The 18621-nt window shown below is 46.7% G+C and carries 15 protein-coding genes and 1 pseudogene; 11 read left to right on the plus strand and 5 right to left on the minus strand.

Annotated features, from left to right (window positions below; translation table 11 throughout):
• The first annotated feature begins 141 nt into the window (after positions 1-141).
• From DVH26_RS10205 to DVH26_RS10220, 4 genes are all read left to right on the plus strand, one after another.
• The gene (locus tag DVH26_RS10205) at positions 142-1443 is read left to right on the plus strand and encodes a phytoene desaturase family protein (protein ID WP_239633582.1); all 1302 of its coding nucleotides are present in this window, start codon (positions 142-144) and stop codon (positions 1441-1443) included.
• A complete protein-coding gene (locus DVH26_RS10210) occupies positions 1421-2284 on the plus strand; it encodes an RNA polymerase sigma-70 factor (RefSeq protein WP_239633583.1) in 864 nt (287 codons plus the stop codon). The genes DVH26_RS10205 and DVH26_RS10210 overlap by 23 nt, the downstream gene beginning before the upstream one ends.
• 145 nt (positions 2285-2429) lie before the next feature.
• On the plus strand, positions 2430-2612 hold the full coding sequence (locus tag DVH26_RS10215; RefSeq protein WP_239633584.1) for a LuxR C-terminal-related transcriptional regulator: 183 nt from the start codon (positions 2430-2432) through the stop codon (positions 2610-2612).
• Positions 2613-2713: 101 nt separating this feature from the next.
• Complete coding sequence (locus tag DVH26_RS10220; protein ID WP_239633585.1) at positions 2714-3940, plus strand: FAD-dependent oxidoreductase; 1227 nt, start codon at positions 2714-2716, stop codon at positions 3938-3940.
• Positions 3941-4277: 337 nt separating this feature from the next.
• Here DVH26_RS10220 and DVH26_RS10225 read toward each other — a convergent pair whose 3' ends face one another.
• Entirely contained in the window at positions 4278-4976 is a 699-nt protein-coding gene (locus DVH26_RS10225) for a YHYH domain-containing protein (protein WP_239633586.1), read from the minus strand.
• 401 nt (positions 4977-5377) lie between these two features.
• On the opposite strand from DVH26_RS10225, the gene DVH26_RS10230 reads away from it, so the two are divergent.
• Entirely contained in the window at positions 5378-6325 is a 948-nt protein-coding gene (locus DVH26_RS10230; protein WP_239633587.1) for a helix-turn-helix transcriptional regulator, read from the plus strand.
• A gap of 73 nt (positions 6326-6398) precedes the next feature.
• Positions 6399-6941: a DinB family protein gene (locus tag DVH26_RS10235; protein ID WP_239633588.1), complete on the plus strand. Its 543-nt coding sequence runs from the start codon at positions 6399-6401 to the stop codon at positions 6939-6941.
• A gap of 443 nt (positions 6942-7384) precedes the next feature.
• Here the strand turns inward: DVH26_RS10235 and pyrE are convergent, their stop codons facing one another.
• A complete protein-coding gene (pyrE, locus tag DVH26_RS10240; RefSeq protein WP_239633589.1) occupies positions 7385-8056 on the minus strand; it encodes an orotate phosphoribosyltransferase in 672 nt (223 codons plus the stop codon).
• A 469-nt stretch (positions 8057-8525) separates the two neighbouring features.
• Between pyrE and DVH26_RS10245 the strand changes: the two genes are divergently transcribed.
• From DVH26_RS10245 to DVH26_RS10255, 3 genes are all read left to right on the plus strand, one after another.
• Complete coding sequence (locus DVH26_RS10245; RefSeq protein WP_239633590.1) at positions 8526-12581, plus strand: FIMAH domain-containing protein; 4056 nt, start codon at positions 8526-8528, stop codon at positions 12579-12581.
• Between the two features lie 428 nt (positions 12582-13009).
• On the plus strand, positions 13010-13576 hold the full coding sequence (locus DVH26_RS10250; RefSeq protein WP_239633591.1) for a histidine phosphatase family protein: 567 nt from the start codon (positions 13010-13012) through the stop codon (positions 13574-13576).
• A 160-nt stretch (positions 13577-13736) separates the two neighbouring features.
• Positions 13737-14492 carry a Nif3-like dinuclear metal center hexameric protein gene (locus tag DVH26_RS10255; protein WP_239633592.1) on the plus strand — a complete coding sequence of 252 codons (756 nt, stop codon included), beginning with the start codon at positions 13737-13739 and terminating at the stop codon, positions 14490-14492.
• 143 nt (positions 14493-14635) lie between these two features.
• On the opposite strand, the gene DVH26_RS10260 is transcribed toward DVH26_RS10255, so the two are convergent.
• Positions 14636-15211, minus strand: a complete 576-nt coding sequence (locus DVH26_RS10260) for a DUF3892 domain-containing protein (protein WP_239633593.1) — start codon at positions 15209-15211, stop codon at positions 14636-14638.
• A gap of 161 nt (positions 15212-15372) precedes the next feature.
• Here DVH26_RS10260 and DVH26_RS10265 point away from each other — a divergent pair, with 161 nt between their 5' ends.
• Together DVH26_RS10265 and DVH26_RS10270 are read left to right on the plus strand one after the other, a co-directional pair.
• Positions 15373-16650: an erythromycin esterase family protein gene (locus tag DVH26_RS10265; RefSeq protein ID WP_239633594.1), complete on the plus strand. Its 1278-nt coding sequence runs from the start codon at positions 15373-15375 to the stop codon at positions 16648-16650.
• 443 nt (positions 16651-17093) lie between these two features.
• Positions 17094-17231, plus strand: a complete 138-nt coding sequence (locus DVH26_RS10270; RefSeq protein ID WP_239633595.1) for a hypothetical protein — start codon at positions 17094-17096, stop codon at positions 17229-17231.
• 312 nt (positions 17232-17543) lie between these two features.
• On the opposite strand, the gene DVH26_RS10275 is transcribed toward DVH26_RS10270, so the two are convergent.
• Positions 17544-17822 carry an NUDIX domain-containing protein gene (locus tag DVH26_RS10275; protein ID WP_239633596.1) on the minus strand — a complete coding sequence of 93 codons (279 nt, stop codon included), beginning with the start codon at positions 17820-17822 and terminating at the stop codon, positions 17544-17546.
• Between the two features lie 34 nt (positions 17823-17856).
• Positions 17857-18512 (minus strand): annotated as a pseudogene (locus DVH26_RS10280) (IS1595 family transposase); the annotation flags it as partial.
• Positions 18513-18621 lie beyond the last annotated feature (109 nt).

Here is an 18621-nt window from a genome sequence, read left to right on the forward strand (position 1 = left end):
AGGAGCAGGCACGGCATCTGCTCCAATTAATTGGGGAATCCTGTCAATCCAGAAGATTTCTCTTAAATTTTTTTTGCTTTTCTGTCACACTTCACATCCCTTGCCCGTCATACAGGTAAAATTTGAAAGGGATGATGAGCGATGCAAAAGGTTGACGTGGTCGTGGTTGGTGGAGGGATTGCGGGTTTAACCGCAGCAATTTACGCAGCTAAAGCCGGGAAACAAACCATGGTCGTTGAAAAACAAGATCGCTTAGGCGGCCGAGCCATTTCCAACAAGAAAAAAGGAGCTTACTTCAATTTGGGCGCGCATGCCTTGTATACGGGAGATGCGTACGCGACTTTCCGGGAATTGGGACTGACCCTGCAAGGAAAGCAACCTTCGAGTGATGCGTATGGCATTTGGAAAGGGAAATTGAACACCTTGCCTTCGGATATGAAATCCTTGTTTACGACCCCGCTGTTGTCTTGGAAAGGAAAGATGGAGTTTGCTTCCTGTCTTACGAAACTTTTAAAAATGGATACTCGTCGATTTGATCGGATCAGTGTCCGCGAATGGGTTGAAGGGAATTTGCGAGATCCCATGGTGCGCAATATCTTTTATTCGTTACTTCGTGCCGCCAGTTATGTGGCCGGGCCGGATTTGCCAGCCGCGGGTCCTGTATTGAAACAACTGCAGAATGCCCTTAAAGGCGTGTTGTACCTGGATCGTGGCTGGGGTGAATTGGTCGAGGAATTGCGGCAAAAGGCAACCGATCTGGGAGTGCGGTTTGAAACAAATACCAAAGTCTCGTCCATCGATACCCGAGGCGGGATTGTGCGGCAGGTTCTCTGTGAAGACGGAACGAAAATCGATACGCTCCATGTTGTCCTTACCACATCACCTTCTGTCGCAAATCAGCTGGTGCCCTTTGCAGAGGAAACCGCCCTTCATACCTGGAAAGAACAAGCGATTGAGATCACAGCGGCTTGCCTGGACGTGGCCTTGAAACGACTTCCCAAGCCTAAACAACAATTTGCATACGGGATCGATCAGACCGTGCTTCTTACCAATCAATCGCGTGCCGCTTATTTAAGCGACGATGGCGCGCAAGTCATATCGCTCATAAAGTACCAAGGGAAAGAAACGGACCCGGATAAAGATTTGCATGAACTGGAAGGCGTGCTGGATTTGATGCAGCCGGGATGGCGGGAAGAATTGATTGTCAAGCAATACCTTCCTAAACTGACGGTTTGTCACGACTTTATGCATATGAAACGTCTTGAGAATCCCGGACCCGCTGTCCCGGAAATACAAGGATTATATGTAGCAGGTGAATGGGCGTCGCACGGTGAAGTATTGGTTGATGCCGCGACGGCAAGCGCCAAAAGAGCCATACAACACATGCTCTCCCTTGAGAGCAAGGAGAGGAATGCCTCCTATGAGCATAGAGGAATTATATAAACGTTATAAAACGGAGCTGTTTTCGTTAGCCTATCGAATGCTCGGCAGCGTCATGGATGCGGAGGATATCGTACAAGATGCTTTTTTGAGCTATGACGGACTGTCCGACGTCGGGACAATCCGAAACGAAAGGGCATTCCTATACAAGATCGTAACGAATCGTTGTCTGGATCTGTTGCGCTCGTCAGCCAAAAAGCGGGAAATGTACGTCGGTCCATGGCTTCCGGAGCCCTTGATTGAAAAAGGGGCTACTGACGACGATCCATCCAATAGGTATTTGCGATCGGAGTCGATTTCCACGGCTTATCTTCTGCTTCTGCAGCAATTGAGTGCATCGGAAAGGGCGGTTTTTCTTCTTCGAGAGATTTTTCATTATTCGTTTGAAGAGATTGCCGATATAGTCGGGAAAAGCAGTGCGAATTGCCGGCAAATTTTCCACCGCGCCAAAAAAAGCATCCATTTCGACCCGGACCAACAACCGCCGGTTTCCATTGCGGAGGAGAAGATTAAAGAGTTTGTGAATTCGCTGTTGCAAGGAAATACGACGAAGCTTCTTGAACTCGTTAGTGAAAATGTTGTGCTCTACTCGGACGGCGGAGGCAAAGTAAGCGCGGCACAAGTGCCTGTTGTCGGGTTTGAGCAAGTGCTGAAGCTTCATCACAATGTGATCAACATGCATGCGGGTAAATTTACGTACTCGTTCCTCATGGTGAATGGGCTCCCCGGAATCTGCATTCGTTTGGATGAAGGGATTCAGTATGTTTATTCTTTTGCTTATCGAGATCATAAGATCGAAGCGATTTATACCGTCGCAAATCCGGAAAAGTTAAGACATCTATAGAATCACTACTTAAAAAGAGCTGTATAGTAAAATTCTACAGAGGAGCTGCCGAGGCAGCTCCTTTGCCAAAGTCCGAGGCGAGGCAGGTGTTGATTCGTCGCCCGTAGCGGATTAAGAAGCTCGCCTGCCTTCGCGGGAGACAGTGGTGCTGCGGCTGATGGCGCTAGGGCTGGCGAACAAGGAAATCGCGGCTCGGCCTGTCATTACGGGAGGTACCGTCAAGCTGCATCTGCACCGCATATATGGCAAGCTGCAGGCGAGTGGCCGCGTTCAGGCGTTCCGCGCGGTGGAGCGGTTGGGTCTGCTGGGTAAGCGGGAAGACGGTTAGCCAAACATATATCTCCCCCCTATATCGTTCGATAGACGCGCTTGCTCCCCGCTGCGGGTTACAATCGATGCAGTCGGATCATAGGGGAGGAGATTTTCAATATGAAAAATAGCTTTGACGTCGTCATCGTGGGTGCTCGCATCGCCGGGTCGGCACTCGCCTGGGAGCTTGGCTGCGTGGGCTACAACGTGCTGCTGCTGGATCGGGCACATTTTCCGAGCGATGTGTTGTCGACTCACAACTTTTTCAACAATTCGGTTGCGATGCTGCGGGAAATGGGCGTGCTCGACCGGCTGCTGGCTACGGGAACGCCGACGTATCGGAGGGCGTACATTCGGATGGAGGATACGGTGATCGACGGGGCGTTTCCGGAAATCTCGGGGGAAACTGAATGCCTCTGCATCCGGCGCACCCACCTTGACCGGATCTTATTCGAACACACCGCCGCGCATCCGAACGTTACAGCGCTGGAGGGTTTCCGTGCAATGGGACTACTGTGGGACGGCGATACGGTCATCGGCGTCGAAGGGGTCGGGAAGGACGGGGAAACGGCGGCTTTTTACGCCAAGCTCGTCGTCGGCGCCGACGGGAGGCGGTCGCAAGTGCGGCAGTGGGCCGGAAGCTTGCGAAAAAGGGCCGTACCGACGGATTTCGCTTCGTATGTCGGCTATTTCGAAGGCTTCCGGCAGGAAGGCGAACGGTGCACGGAATTTTACAAAATGGGCGAACAGTTGGCTATCGTTTTCCCGACTAGCGACGAGCTGCATGTCGTCGGCCTTATGTTTCCGCTCGCCTGGAAGGCGCGGCTCGATAAGTTCGCTAGGGAGGCGGAAGCGTGTTTCCGGGAAACGATCGAAGCCGGTCTTGCCGCCACGTCGTTTCCGCGGCGGTTGCGCGACGCCAAGCTGGTCGGGCCGATCAAAGGGCTGCACGGCTACGATAACGACTGGTACGAAGAAATGGGCCGCGGCTGGGCGTTGACGGGAGACGCGCTTGCCTTCAAGGACCCGGCGGTCGGACAAGGCCAGCACGATGCGTTGTACGGAGCCCGCGTGCTGACGAAGGTGCTCGCCTCACACGATTCCTGGGAGGCGCACTGGGGGACGATGGCGAACGAGTATGCGGGCGAGCTGGAGCACAAGATGCTGTCGCGGTTTTATATGGCGTGCCATTATACGAAAAACGTGCCGTTGTCACCGGAGCAGACGGCTGTCAACCGGTTGCTCGGCAGCGTCCCGGAGGCAACGAGAGCTTTTCTCGGCATATACAACCATGCATACGAGCCGCACGAATTGGAGAGCATTGTTTCGGATATTTTGCAGCGGTAACTTTTTTCGGATGCAATGGGGAGATTGGCATTGATGGAGCGTTTGATGAGGGGGGGCGCGATAAACATAGCCGCCGTTGTCGTTTCTTACCGCATTCGTTTGGAACAGGTGGTAGCTGATAGTGGAAGACAACCTAAGGGTAAACGCTAGAGCGTTTACCTTTTTTCATTACAAAGTGAAGCCGTTTTGATGTTACTTGCTCCAATTGGTTTGAAAGTGTAGCTCTCTTCGTCGATTCGGATGGACAACTCGCTACCATAGAGTTGCAAATCAAAAAGTTCATATGAAACTCAGTTTTTACTTGGAAAATAAAAAGCTGCCAATGGCAGCCCTTAATCTACTTAAAAATATCGAACCTATTGTCTTTTAATCCAGTGGTTAGACCAAATTTACTATTAAAATGCCAAGTCATTGGATAGTATGTTACATCATTATAAACTAAAAATGGATATTCTTCATTCGCATTATCCACCCATACATCATTGACAAAAATATTGAATGTTGGAAGGTGCGCATACATGTTTGTAGGCTGAGTAGAGGATGCCTTAATACGCTGGAAATGCACACCCTCCCCAATCTCTGTGTCAGTTTTTCTTAATGATAAGCCCACTTCATTTGACCAAGTGTTTTCAATGGTAAGAGTTGAACACATATCATAATTCAACGGTGCGTAGATGATATCATTGTACAAAAAAAATGGGTATTCTAAAGTAGAGTTTTGAGCGTCTGAAGCTCCAGTTTTATAGTTAATATAAACCTTAAATGTCGGAAGAGTAACTTTAACATACCCATAAGGAGTAGTTTCTTCAACATCAGATGTAGAGGGTGTAGGTTCATTCGTTGGGATATCTACGCCTATGAAAAAGCCACCACCCTTATGATAGTGATACTCACCATCCTTTAAACCCCATTTTGCGCAATTAGTCCGGCAAGTATGACCACCTTTAGAATCAGTCCTTCCCGGATGGGCACTTGAAATTGATGCAAAAGATAGACTAAGTAGTGCAACAGTAAGAATTGCCTTTTTGAGAATCATGGTACGACCTCCTAGTATGATTCAAAATACCTAGTAGATATTACCATGGGAATTAAATTACAGCAATTATATTTTCTATAACTGCTGATGGTAAACTTCAGTTTTCAGCAGACCATGATGAAGCTGTTTTACTTCCAAATGAAAACATTCTCGCCCTAGGGGTGCAAGAAGGGCTTTTTCGGGAATTTACCAAAACATCAGCAAGGGTGATGGCGTTAACAATTAGAAATGCCATTGACGGGTTGGCCATCTAAACAATCTACATCGTTGCGCTAACGGGTACGATAGCTCAATAAAATCGAGAAGACGACAGCTGATTAATATAGCTGCCGTCTTCTCAACTAGCTTGCAGTTTGATATGGTAGAATGGACTTGCATGACGGACATCGGGGGAACAGATAATGAACAAAACCGAACGGCAGCTCGCCATAATGCTTGAGCTACAACGGAGCAAGTTATTGAGAGCGGAAGACTTGGCGTCTCTGTTTGAGACAAGCGTGCGGACAATATATCGAGACATACAGGCTCTTAGTGAAATGGGTGTTCCGATCCTTGGGGCTCCCGGGCAGGGTTATTCCCTAATGGATGGATATTTTCTTCCACCGATCGGGTTTTCTGCTGAAGAGGCCGTAACCTTGCTTATGGGTGCTGACTTTATCGAGCAGCGGTTGGATGGTGATTACGTAAATGTATCTAAAGCGGCTCGACGCAAAATTGAAGCTATCCTGCCTGAACCAGTACGAGACGAGTCGACGCGCGTTCGGGAAACAATGCGGCTTCTTCAGGCTGGCGAGCCGGTAACCAGCTGGAAGGAAAAGGACTATCTCGGACAAGCGAGGCGGGCGATTATGGAACGCCGCAAATTACGTATCACGTATCTGAAAAAAATGCCGGAAACGGACGGCAATCGGAAAAGCACGCGTGATGTCGCTCCATACGGATTGGTGCTGGTTCAGGGAAATTGGATTTTGATTGCACGCTGCGACTTGCGGCAGGAAACTCGGCATTTCAGGCTGTCACGGATGATGGGGCTTACCGTGTTGGAAGATCGCTTTCTCATTCCACATGGATTTAACCTTAACAATTACCGTCAGCCGGACGACCGTAACGAACGGGTGCTGGTTCGGGCTAACCCCGAAATCGCGGACAAAATCGCTGAGACTTGTTATTTTTATATGGAATCGATTGAGGAGCGGAAGGACGGTCTTTTAGTCAACTTTCTTGTCCGTCAGCCGGAGGAACTGCTGCCTTATCTCCTCGGCTGGGGCGGGGATGTCGAGGTGCTGGAACCGGAGACTTTCCGACATCGGATTCGGGAAGAAGCCGAAAAAATTTTAAAACGCTACTGACACACTGTTGTCAGGAGCGTTATTTTATATTGGGATTATATTCAAGAATAAATAATAAGGAGTGGATTGATTCATGAGAAGTACAGCGGAAGCATCACAGGCATTTGAAACGATAGTAGAACGTTATTTGATCGAACTGGAAGGCCTCGATATGGAGCAACTGATAAAAAAACCGAACGAGGAGGAATGGTCGATTGGTCAAATGTATATGCATTTGATTCAATCGGCTCAATTCATGCATTTAAACAATGTAGATCAATGCTTGGCTGGAGGTAATGCAACGATAGATGCTATGGAGGAAAAAACGGAGAGGGGCAAGGAAGCCTTTGAACTGGGAAGCTTTCCGCCCGTTCGGATTCGGGTCCCCGCTTCACCGCAATACACCCCGAAACAGCCGGAGAGTAAAGAGCAGCTGGCAGAAGGTATTCGTGGTGTAGTAGTGCGTATGAAACGTACTGAATCCGCTCTGAGTAAAGTGCACGAAAGCAAAAAAATTCTTCATCCCGGATTCGGTGCACTGAGCGCCATTGAGTGGTATTTGCTTGTAGAAATGCATTACAGGCATCATCTATTGCAGCTGGAGACTTTGAAAACTTTTATAGGAAATAACGCATAAATGACTACGAAAGAAGGGGGCGAGGTGATGCAGAGTGCTATTGGCCAGCATGGCCGATGTAGGATTGGCGTTGTGCTTCTCATGTGGATGTCGAAACATTAATATTTCACTTTGTAGTACTTGAGTCCGTGCCGTCTGGCTTAATATAGTATTTATTTATATTTTCTTCTACCCAGGTAATCTGAGATCCGAGATCTGCAGAACAGCTTTCTAGAAATGATATTACACCCTGGCCGGACAGGGCGTCCCAGTCGATGATCCGGAAGCTGTCCCTGCCGCACGCCAGCACATTGTTGTCATTAAGGTCGTTATGAACAACATCGCTCACGGGGTGTAGAAATGCAGGTGTCTGCCACCTTGGGTGGACCGAAGGCGAATGTCCCGAAGCGTCTTTTGTGGCACAAACGATTATGCAACTTTGTTTGTGTCATCTTACATTGTCGTTATCTAACTCCATAAAGATTGAGATGATCTTCTATTGTATTTTTCATGATCCCATCAATTACAATCTTTCCGTCAATTTCACGATTATGTAGATAATTTACTATATCTTCTATGGTTACGATGGCATTGGTTTGAATGCCATAGTCATCATTTAGTTCCTGAATCGTCGTCTTATTACTCAGTCCCCTCTCTAAACGGTCAACTGAAACGATTAAATTTGTAATCTTTACATCTGCTGTGTTGTTCAGTAAATTTATACTTTCTCTTACTGCTGTACCCGCAGTAATCACATCTTCAATGATTGCAATACAATCGTTATTTTGAGGTATATACCCTATGATTTGTCCTCCTTCACCATGATCTTTCTTCTCTTTTCTATTAAATGTTATCGAGATGTCTCTATTATATTTATTGTATAAAGCAGCAGAAGCAGCTACCGCCAACGGGATGCCCTTGTAGGCAGGACCGAAGAGAACATTTACGGATTTATCCAAGTTTGAGTGTAAACAATCAGCGTAGTATTCGCCTAAAATAGTAATTTGCTTCGCAGTTTGAAAATTCCCTGTATTAATCATGTATGGTGTCTTTCTACCACTCTTAGCTACAAAGTCGCCGAATATAAGAGCATTCGATTTAACCATAAATTCAATAAAATCTCCTTTTTTACTCATTTCAATACCCCCTAAAATATTAAAACTTCTCTCGTATATTAACATATTTAGGAACTAAACTGCCCGTTAGTTTTTGTGTCGTGATATAAAGCGGTTCCTTTTATTTGCATGATATTGCATCACCTGCTATTGCCGTTATGACCTCAGATAGCTTGAATACCTAATTCGTGCGTTTGGATGGGAATGATCCTTCCCTTTATAAATGCGTAGCGAAGACAATTTTGAGTAATATTAGAGTAAAAAGTAGCATAGCTTTTCCTTCTTTTGGAATGTATACTATATTGTTGTAAGCGCTTATAACTGGGAAGCTCGGGTTGGAGACGATGAGAAAAACCCTTTCCTGCTGATCCATTTCTTTCAATGAAAGAAACAGAAGCAGAAAACTGGGGGTGATTCATGGTCTTTTTTTGCGTTCAAACAAAGTGACAGGATTCTTTAATTAGTACAAAAAACCGCAGGGAGGCAAGTTATGAAGAGGACGCAATCCGTTCGCCGCACGATAAGTTTCTTGTTAGCTATCACGCTGATCATTTCCTGGGTAACCCCGATCGGTCCCGTATATGCACAGGCAGCCGCTGCCGTAGGAAGCACCACCCCGCATCTGCTGATTACGGAGCTCGTTCCGGATACGTCCAACGTTAACGGCGCCGACGGCTATGAATTTATAGAGGTATATAACAATACGGACAAGCCGATTTCGTTTAAGGATTATAAAATCATATACCGCTATTTGGAAAGCGAATCGACGTGGGCCTTCGAGCCTGATAATGTCGTTGTGCAGCCACGGGATACGCTGTTGTTTTGGATTATTAACACGTACAACCCGCACCTGACCGTGGCGGACTTCAACGCCCACTTCAAGACAAATTTGGTGGAAAATCAGGACATAGTACTCATCCATTCGGGCGGGATGGCCAATACTCGGATGCGTGAGGTAGTCGTTGCTACGAATACCGGACATGAGATTGTGACCGCTTTTTATAACGAAGGCGAACAGATCACGGCACCGGACAAGGGGATTTTTTACAGATATCCGGAAGATGGCAGCAACAAAATGGCGCTGACCAGCGGAGGCCAACTTCCAGCTACACCGGGAGTCGTCGATCCTAGTCAAGTTCCGTCAGAGCCGCTGCATATTGTGGATACGACGGCTCCTGTCATCCGCAATGAGACAGGGGCATCGGCTGATCCCGCTCAAGGTGTGGAGATCATCGCCGAAGCGCAGGACGATACGTGGGTTAAGACGCTTACTTTGATGGTCAGGACTGAGAAGAGCGGAAGCTTTACACCGTTTAATATGAAGCTGAGCCGCCAGGATTCCAAATACCATCATACGATAGGGCTATTGGACCTTATCGGCAATGCTTACCTGGACTACTATTTCGTAGCTACGGACGGTGTTCATGAGACGACAAGCGATACGTATCGCATCGATCTCGACGGCAACGATGCAAGCCCGCGATTGAATGTTGCGGAGGGCAGTATCCTCAAAGGACCGACGCTGCTTAAAGCGTCTGCGAAGCATACGGACCCGCTTCAGCTGCAGCTGACTATTGATGGATCGGTCGTAAGCGGAACTTATCGCGCATTGGAAAAACCGGCTTACTTCGTTTTCGAAGCCCAGGGAATGAACGGCAAAAACGCCGTGACCTCCGGCAGTGAAATTTTGTACATGGCCGATCAGGCGGTCAATGATTTCGGCTCGGTCATCGCCCCTATTGATCCATCTAAGCTGCATGAGGGGGACAATGTCATCGCAATCCGTGCAGGCAGCAGTGTAAGGCCGTATTTCGAAGATAATCCGGAAACGAACCTGGACGACTACGATGTGAGAAATGTCAGATTGCTGCTGGCGGATGGAACGGAGATTCGGGCTAACGGCTATGAGGACCCGACAAAACTGCTGGATATCGGGGATAACGGGCGGTTCCTCCCGGTGGTGTATTTTACGTTCCCTATTCCGTCCGAGAAGCTGACTTCCCTTGCTTATCCGTGGAATACGGCTGCCGCAGCGGACGGCGACCATCAGATTAAGGTGAGCGCTCCGGATCAAAGCCAGGCAACGGTTCGGGTAAAGGTAGACAATACCGCACCGGAAATCCGTACGAGCGTAGAGGAAGGGAAGGCGTACAAAGGCGCCTTTACGATTGAGGCAGCGGCCGTCGACCCGGTAGCCGGCGTCAAGACGGTGGAGGTGCAGCTGGACGGGAAGAGAATTCAGACTCCTTACGGGGCTTCGTCAGCAACGCTCTCGCCCGGCAGCCATGAGCTGAGGATCGAAGCGGAGGACCGCGTCGGCAATCGTGCGGAGAAGAGCGTGCGGTTTACGACACCGGTGGAGACACCTGACGAGCCTGCAGTAGCAGCACCTTCGGACGGGGCGGTCGGCGTCGATTTGAACCCTGCACTCCAAGTGCGTGTCAATGACCCGACCGGCGACGATATGAAGGTTACTTTCTACAAGGGCTATAAGTACGGCGCAGCCAACCGCGACAGCGTTCGCTTCTTTACGAATGCGACAGACTGGGAGCCGCCTTCCGTATTTCAGCCGGCAGGTGAAACCGAGCTGACGGAGGAGGAAGCAAGCAAGCTGTTGGCAGTCGACGGCCAATATGCGAAGGTAGACTCTACTACACAGTTCCCATATTTGCGTATGCAGGTGAAGCTAGATGAGGGTGTAAGTAATGACGATCAGATCGAGATTGTATGGAAAGGCCATTCGTTGGCCGGACGCAAGGTGACGATGTATGCATGGAACCATGCGCAGGGCCAATGGACGGACGCCGCTTCCTTCGTCCCGTCGACGGAGGACGATTTTACCTTGCGGGGCAAAGTGACCGCCGGTGACTATGTCAGGGATCGGAAGGTTGATGTCATTGTACAGGACCAGATTCCGGCGCGCGGGGATTATGACTATACGTTTGTCTGGATGTCGGATACCCAGTTTTATTCCGAGCTGTACCCGCACATCTATGAATCGCAGGTGAACTGGATCAAAGACAAGGCTAGCGAGATGAACATTCGCTATGTCGTTCACACCGGGGATCTGGTGAATGAGCCGACGGCGGCATACCAGTGGGATAGAGCCAGCGCCAACATGAAGGTTTTGGAGGATGCCAACATCCCTTACGGCGTACTCGCAGGCAATCATGATGTCGGGACGACCGACAGCGATTATACGACCTATTACAAATATTTTGGAGCGGACCGCTTTGAGCGGCAGCCTTATTACGGAGATTCTTACAAGAACAACCGCGGTCACTACGACTTGATCTCCGCGAACGGCAACGATTATTTGTTCTTGTATATGGGCTGGAGCATTGGCAGCGAGGAAATCGCCTGGATGAACAGCATATTGACGCAGTATCCGGAGCGCACAGCCGTCATTTGCCTGCATGATTATTTGCAGCCTAACGGGACCCGGTCCGAGACGGGCAATACGATTTATCAAGAGGTAGTTCTCCCGAATAGCAATGTCGTTGCCGTGTTCAGCGGCCATTATACAGGCAGCGCGCTCCTAACGGATCAGGTGGACGACAATGGCGACGGTCAGCCCGATCGTAAAGTATATCAAATGCTTAACGATTATCAAGGCTTTGAGGAAGGCGGCCTCGGGTACATGAAGCTGCTGCATTTTGATACGGAAAGCGGCAACCTGTATGTCAATACGTACTCTCCTTACAAGAACGATTATAATTACTATGAACCGGATCAATATCCGGGCAAGGACGAAGTGACGTTAACGTTGAACTTGACGCCGAAAGAGAAACGGGTAGCGACTGACTATATCGAAGCAAAACTCCTGACGAACGAAGCAATCGGCTCCGTTGCTAAAGTAGCCAGCGGGCAAATCGCACAGGTGCATTGGAACGGTCTCGGAGAGCTTAAGACTTACTCCTGGTACACGGTAGCGGAGGATGCGTATGGCGGCCGGATCAGCTCGGACGTATGGCAATTTACAACGAAGGATGCCATTACGGCCCCTGGCGGTCTGCGCGCCGTTACCGTTACCGATACGTCGGTGGAGCTTGCGTGGCCGAGGGTGACGGATGCCGGCTCGGGACCAATGAATTACGATGTCTGGATGAACGGCAAGCTACATGCAACGGTTACGGATACGGTATACGGGTCGGTTACGGAAGCTGTGTATAACGTGACCGGACTTGCGCCGGACACCTCGTATTCGTTCCACATTGTAGCCAAAGACGGCAAGGGCAATACATCGGACCCTAGTCCGGTGCTGACGGTCAAGACGCAGACCAATCTATCCGTTGTCCGGCAGGCCGTTCAGGATCTTGTGGCTTCCGGGCAGCTACGGGCTCCGTTAGCATCGCAATTGCAGAATAATTTGATGCAGGCCGAGCATCAATACGATAAGGGATCGCTCCGACAAGCATCCAAGCATATTGAAGACTTCCTGAAGCATTTGAACAACAAAGCGATGGAGAAGCATATATCGGCAGAAGGGAAAAGCTTGCTTCAGCAAAAGGCAGACGCTTTACTTGTGGTATGGAAAGCTATTTAAAGCAAGGGATTGTATAAAGCGTGTGCTTGTTGAATGCACTGTAAGAGCCGATGGAGCCGGTGAGGCCGCTTCCATCGGCTCTTTTTTGACTATAGGACGGGGTCAGCAAAGTATGTAATAACGGTGGTTTTAAGAATAAGGAATATCGGTTAGCTTCTGATTATCACGGTTGTTGTACTTGGAGGATGTACTATTAACGGGTCATATACATCTACAACTTCGTATTTGAAACGGGTACGTTAGGTCAATTCCATCAAGGAGCAGTTTGCCGCCGCGGCAGCTGCTCTTTCTGTCATTAAGCTAATGGGCAGGATAGTTCAATTATTTCTCGAATATTTTCTGAGTTGGATAATTTTATAAACCTTGTGAATAAACGTTATGTGAAATCATAGTGTGATATTTAATGAAAGCATCTAAAGGAGCCCTGTATGAAGACAATTATCTATATGGTTAGGCATGGAGAATCACCATACAATGAAGGAAATGAAAGAACAAGAGGGCTTACCCCAAAAGGAAAGATCGATATTGAAAAAGTAACGAAGTTACTTATAGGTGAAGGAATAGACATGATTATATCAAGTCCTTATAATCGAGCAATTCTTAGTGTTGAGGGATTGGCCGAGCACTTAAAGTTAGATATTAAAGTATTTGAAGATCTTAGAGAACGTCATTTTGCATCTAATACTATTGAAAATGTAGAGTTAATGTCTAGTATCAGAGAGAGTTTTAATGACCCTAATTATACCTTGCCGGGTGGAGAGTCTAATGCTGATTGTCAGAAAAGAGCAATCTCAGTTCTAAAGCCCATACTAAAAGAGCACAGAGGGAAGAAAATAGCAATCGGGACTCATGGTCTTGTAATGACTTTGATGATGAACCATTTTGATCCAGCTTTTGGCTTGGAGTTTTTGAATCAATTAAAGAAACCAGATATCTATAAAATGCAATTCGAGGACTTAGAATTAGAAGAAGTAACAAGAATGTGGAATGATTAAGCTAACGGGTACGATAGTCTAATGTGTCTTCATGCCAATTTTCTGTGAAGGATGCTAACGCTAAATTTCGACGGATGACTTACTATTGAGTTGAGCTATTTATTGTATATCTATTTTAGATACATATGTACATTTGAGATGTAACTCAGGGGGGAATAAGATGAATCTAACTGACTTCAATGCATTCATTAAAAGCTCCTTTGGCAACTTAGTTGATCAATTTAAAGAGAATGATGAGTATGGTTTTAATAACCCACTATCACAGGAAATCATTCGAGTTGGGTTCACAACGAATCTTACTCCAGACGTGATTCGCAGAGCAGCGGACAATAAAGTTCAGTTCATTATTACTCACCATGACGCTTGGGGGTTTCTCTATGGCGTAAAGGAACAATGTATGAGAGACCTGAGAGAAAATGAAATTTCACATTTTTATATACACCTCCCTTTGGATTTTGTTGAATTTGGTACTTGCAATTCGTTATTACAAGAAATCGGGATAATAAAAAAAATTCAGCAGACACACTATAAAAACAACAAAGAAATCATTGGAATTGGTGAGTATTACGAATCCATAACTTTTGAAGAGCTAGTGGAAAGAATCACCAATTCATTGGGTGAGGATGTAAAGACGTGGAAAAACTCCAACTTGCCTATTAAGAGGGTCGGTGTACTTACAGGTGCTGGAAATTCTACGGACTTAATAAGACAAGCAAAAGAAGCGAAATGCGATGTGTATATAACGGGTGAAAAATCTTTGTACTCTGTTCAATACGCAAAATTCATTGGTATGAATCTGATTGTTGGAAGTCATACATTCACAGAGGTCTTTGGCGTTAAAGCTCTTGTGGAGAGGCTGAAAACTCAGTTTAACGAGATTGAGACCATATATCTTGAAGAGGAACATGTAGAGTAACCCCACTTTAGCTAAGCACTTGCCATTCAGACGGCTGAACTGGGATGCAATCCGGCCAAGCCGAGAGTTGGAAGTTAACGGAATTGGAAACACCACGCACAGGATTGGTGCGTGGTGTTTTTTATTGAAATTAATAAGTTTATTTAAAACCGCGGCAGATTGGAAAGGTTATTATCCGGGTTCCCGTCGGGATAAGATCTTAGTGTTTTTTGTCCCTCGCGGTTTTTACCTGTATTAACATCTTCAATGAGACCCATTTCCGCTAATGCGATAGCCGATGCAATATCCGCAACGGAACCGTCCTGAAACTGAACTGCACTTATGCCTCCATTTTCATAATGAACTGCTTGGATGATCGCTTTGTTAGGATCAATGGTATGCGGACCTTTGCCGTACTGTGTCCCGTCCCGCATAAAAGTACCGTACTGCACCGGTTGACCAAGCTTGTTATAACCGGAATATCCGCCTTGGTAGCCTACATTACGGGCATCGGCATTATTAATTCCCGTATTTCGCTGCCCATAAACGGCATTAGGATCGCCAGTTGATCCCGGGACAGGCATTCCGCCTTGGAACGTCTGTGGGTTACCTTGTGCTTGTGCTATAAACCTCGTGCTTTCCTGTGAGCTAATTTGAGGAATCGGCATTCCATTCCAAGCAAAGTTTTCATTATGAGTTGGCGCAACCGAATCCGACGGGCTAAGTTGATTCTGATTCATTTGTGCTTGCCATCTTCTACGTCTGGGCATTAGTAAGTCAGCTCCTTTTCGATGATAAAAATAATATAATTATCTTTTACAAAACGGTTAAACCTATACAGCATAGAGAAACATTCCTTTTCTCGAAACAAAATATCAATGAAGTGCAAGGGAGAACCGATATGACAAATGAAATCAGTGAAGCTATCCGCAGGCTAGCCCTGAGCTTGTCCGATAAAGAATCATATAGTAGGCTAATCGATCGTATGGGGGAAGCGGACTTTGTGCTTCTTGGAGAGGCATCCCACGGCACTTCGGAATTTTATAAGATTCGTACGGAGCTGTCTAAACGGTTAATAACCGAAAAAGGCTTCCGATTCATTGCTGTAGAAGGCGATTGGCCTTCCTGCTTTACCTTGAATCGATACGTGAAGGGATATCCGGATGCCGGTTCGAACGCTAGAGAGGCACTACAGGATTTCAACCGTTGGCCCAGCTGGATGTGGGCGAATGAAGAAGTGCTCCATCTGGCGGAATGGCTCCGCGAATTCAATCTGGATAGGCCGGAGGAAGAAAAAATCGGTTTTTATGGAATCGATGTATACAGTTTGTGGGAATCCATGAACGAGCTGGTGAACTATTTTCATTCGAAAGATCCGAATAATCTCCAGGCAGTCAAGAACGCACTGAAGTGTTTCGAGCCATACGGTCAGAGTGAGCAGTCGTACGGAATTTCCGCGTCGCTGTACGGGGAAGGCTGTGAAGACGAGGTAATCGAGCTGCTTAAACGGCTGCAGGATCGATGGAAGCAGATTGAACCGAACCAGCGGGAAGAAAAAGAGCTGACCCTAAGCGCTGAGCTTAATGCATTGGCGGTACAAGGTGCGGAAGCCTATTACCGTACTATGATTAGGCATGATAATGAATCATGGAACTTAAGGGACCGGCATATGGTCAACGTGTTAGAGAAGTTGATAGAGTTTCACGGAGACGGGGCAAAATGTATCGTATGGGCTCACAACACACATGTTGGCGATGCTCGCGCAACGGATATGGTGGAAGAAGGCATGGTCAATATCGGTCAGCTGCTGCGGGAAAAGTACGACGGGCACGTCTACGCTGTTGGCTTAGGGACGTACCAGGGCTCGGTCATAGCCGGTAAGGAATGGGGAGCTCCGCTGGAAGTCATGACAGTACCGCCTGCGATTCCCGGCAGCTGGGAGGAGCTGCTTCATCGCATGGGCGGGGATGATCTGCTTCTTATGTTCGACACTCATTCGTCTTGGTCTTGGCCAAACCAGAAGCCCATCGGTCATCGGGCGATTGGCGTCGTATATCATCCACGTTGGGAAAGAGGGAATTACGTTCCTACACTTATTGATATGCGATATGATGCTTTTATTTATGTCGATCGTTCGAGAGCGCTAACGCCGCTTGAGGTAGAGCAGCTGTTTGTTTAATCTCTTGTGAATTTTGTTATCTCGATAGAATCCCTCCGGACTAACGGAGGGACTTTTTATTACTTGCAAATGACTCTCAGGAGAGACATCGACGACACGTACTAGGCTCGTTGCATGGACAAAATGCTATAAAAATATTATGTTCTTGCCTGTGAAATAGTACATGGAGCGTGTATCCAGCCCTCCCATATTTTTCTATGATAAATTTTATAAATAGATTCATCCGAGTAGAAAAGGTGAGAATGCGATGCTGCCACCCAATAAGAAAATATGGTATGGAAAACCGACCGACCCGTTTCATATCGAATTCTCGAATCGAACCGGACATTTCACCATGAATCGGTAATCATATCCATCATCATTATGAAATTTTGTACTTAATCTCCGGGGCTCGCGGTTTTTTCATTAAAGACCGGTAATACACGATTCACCAAGGCGACCTTGTGATTATCGATTCCAATGAAATTCACAAATCGTTCGACATCGGCGTTCCCGATTCTGAAAGAGTCGTCGTGAGCACTACACCGGCCAACAAAAACAGCTGCGATCGGGGCAAAGGAAGCACGTTCGAAGTGGTCTAGGTGGGTTTAAACGAAGCTGGTGAGGGAATCTTGGCTAGTAAACAGCCTGCCGCGTAAAAGTAAACTATTGCTTTAGGGAAGAGCAGGACTAAAATAATGGCTTTGTTTTCTTTTAGTGTTGATATTTGAATACTTAAAAGACCGCTGAATGAAAAAGCGGTCTTTTAATGGCTGATAATCTAGCTTTGCTATTAGCTTCATTCCTAATGGCATAAACATTATAAGATAAGTACTTCGTGTTAGTGCTAACTTCCTTGACGGATTTGTATAATCCTGCACTAGATTTAATTGCCGCTTTAATAAACTCTTTAGTCAAGTCAATAACTTCGGGATTTTCCAATATTTCAGAAGCTGATTCAAACTTAATGCCTGAAATTTCATGGATATCCAAAGCATTTGTCTCACCGACAAATAATCCATTTCGAATACGACATATATTCCTGTTTCAATAGAGTTACCTACTTGGCGTACACCGCTTCGAACCCCAATTATTCTTGTTGGTACAGCAGATATACCAGTTTCTTCCTTAAGCTCCCTTATTACAGCTTCTTCTAGTGATTCACCTGCTTCAACAATTCCACCAGGAATCATCCATAACCTTTCTGTTTTCTGTAACAAGGTCTCATTAGAGAAGATTAGTGTTTGAGACATTAACTGAAAATAGGCAAGACGTAACCAACATATTTTTCTTGTTTGATGTTGTGTTTTCGTGCTCTTTGCTATCTAAGTAACGGAACCAAGCCAAATAATGTTGTAGATACTTGGTCGCAACGCCATTAAATCGGTCAATCCAGCGTTTCAAGCGACTATGATAGCTGTTTACATTCTGAATGTGATAAACGCCTTTGACACGCTGTTTACCATCGGATTTGAATCGGTAGTGGGTTAATCCCTTTGTGTTAGCATAGGAACTGAACGCCCTCCAAGAATCGGTACAAAGCACATTCGACTCGGTTAGGTTACAGCCGATAGCTTCATTTAAACGATACGACCACGCCCAAAAACGCCAGAAAAAGTCATCTTCTGACGGTCACGAGCAACCAATACACATACTTGGTCGTTACTAATGCCACGGTATTTGGCTTTACCACCACGTTTACGGGACTTCCGTTCAGTGATATTCCTTTTGCCCTTTTCAGAGAACAAGAAGTAGGTCTCATCCATTTCGACGATTCCCTGGAAGTTTCTGATTGGGATTTGTTTTAGAGCAGAAAGAATTTTATGTCTCCAATAAAACAGAGTTACGTGAGTAACCTCATTACGCAATAACTCCGCACATTTCAGCGTAGTAGACTATAAAGAACTATCATCAGCCAAGCGCTTCTCCGTTGTCGTCCTGCTTTGCGTTCATGCTACAAGCGGTTGTAACACTAAACTAGCTGAAAATCCG

The organism is Paenibacillus sp. H1-7 (assembly GCF_022354825.1).
Lineage (GTDB): Bacteria > Bacillota > Bacilli > Paenibacillales > NBRC-103111 > Paenibacillus_S.

Coding starts and splice junctions, on each gene's coding strand:
- DVH26_RS10205 (WP_239633582.1), top strand. CDS start 142: ATGCAAAAGGTTGACGTGGTCGTGGTTGGTGGAGGGATTGCGGGTTTA.
- DVH26_RS10275 (WP_239633596.1), bottom strand. CDS start 17,822: ATGATTCCTGGTGGAATTGTTGAAGCAGGTGAATCACTAGAAGAAGCT.
- DVH26_RS10235 (WP_239633588.1), top strand. CDS start 6,399: ATGAGAAGTACAGCGGAAGCATCACAGGCATTTGAAACGATAGTAGAA.
- DVH26_RS10265 (WP_239633594.1), top strand. CDS start 15,373: ATGACAAATGAAATCAGTGAAGCTATCCGCAGGCTAGCCCTGAGCTTG.
- DVH26_RS10225 (WP_239633586.1), bottom strand. CDS start 4,976: ATGATTCTCAAAAAGGCAATTCTTACTGTTGCACTACTTAGTCTATCT.
- DVH26_RS10255 (WP_239633592.1), top strand. CDS start 13,737: ATGAATCTAACTGACTTCAATGCATTCATTAAAAGCTCCTTTGGCAAC.
- DVH26_RS10250 (WP_239633591.1), top strand. CDS start 13,010: ATGAAGACAATTATCTATATGGTTAGGCATGGAGAATCACCATACAAT.
- DVH26_RS10210 (WP_239633583.1), top strand. CDS start 1,421: ATGAGCATAGAGGAATTATATAAACGTTATAAAACGGAGCTGTTTTCG.
- DVH26_RS10260 (WP_239633593.1), bottom strand. CDS start 15,211: ATGAATCAGAATCAACTTAGCCCGTCGGATTCGGTTGCGCCAACTCAT.
- DVH26_RS10245 (WP_239633590.1), top strand. CDS start 8,526: ATGAAGAGGACGCAATCCGTTCGCCGCACGATAAGTTTCTTGTTAGCT.
- pyrE (WP_239633589.1), bottom strand. CDS start 8,056: ATGAGTAAAAAAGGAGATTTTATTGAATTTATGGTTAAATCGAATGCT.
- DVH26_RS10220 (WP_239633585.1), top strand. CDS start 2,714: ATGAAAAATAGCTTTGACGTCGTCATCGTGGGTGCTCGCATCGCCGGG.
- DVH26_RS10230 (WP_239633587.1), top strand. CDS start 5,378: ATGAACAAAACCGAACGGCAGCTCGCCATAATGCTTGAGCTACAACGG.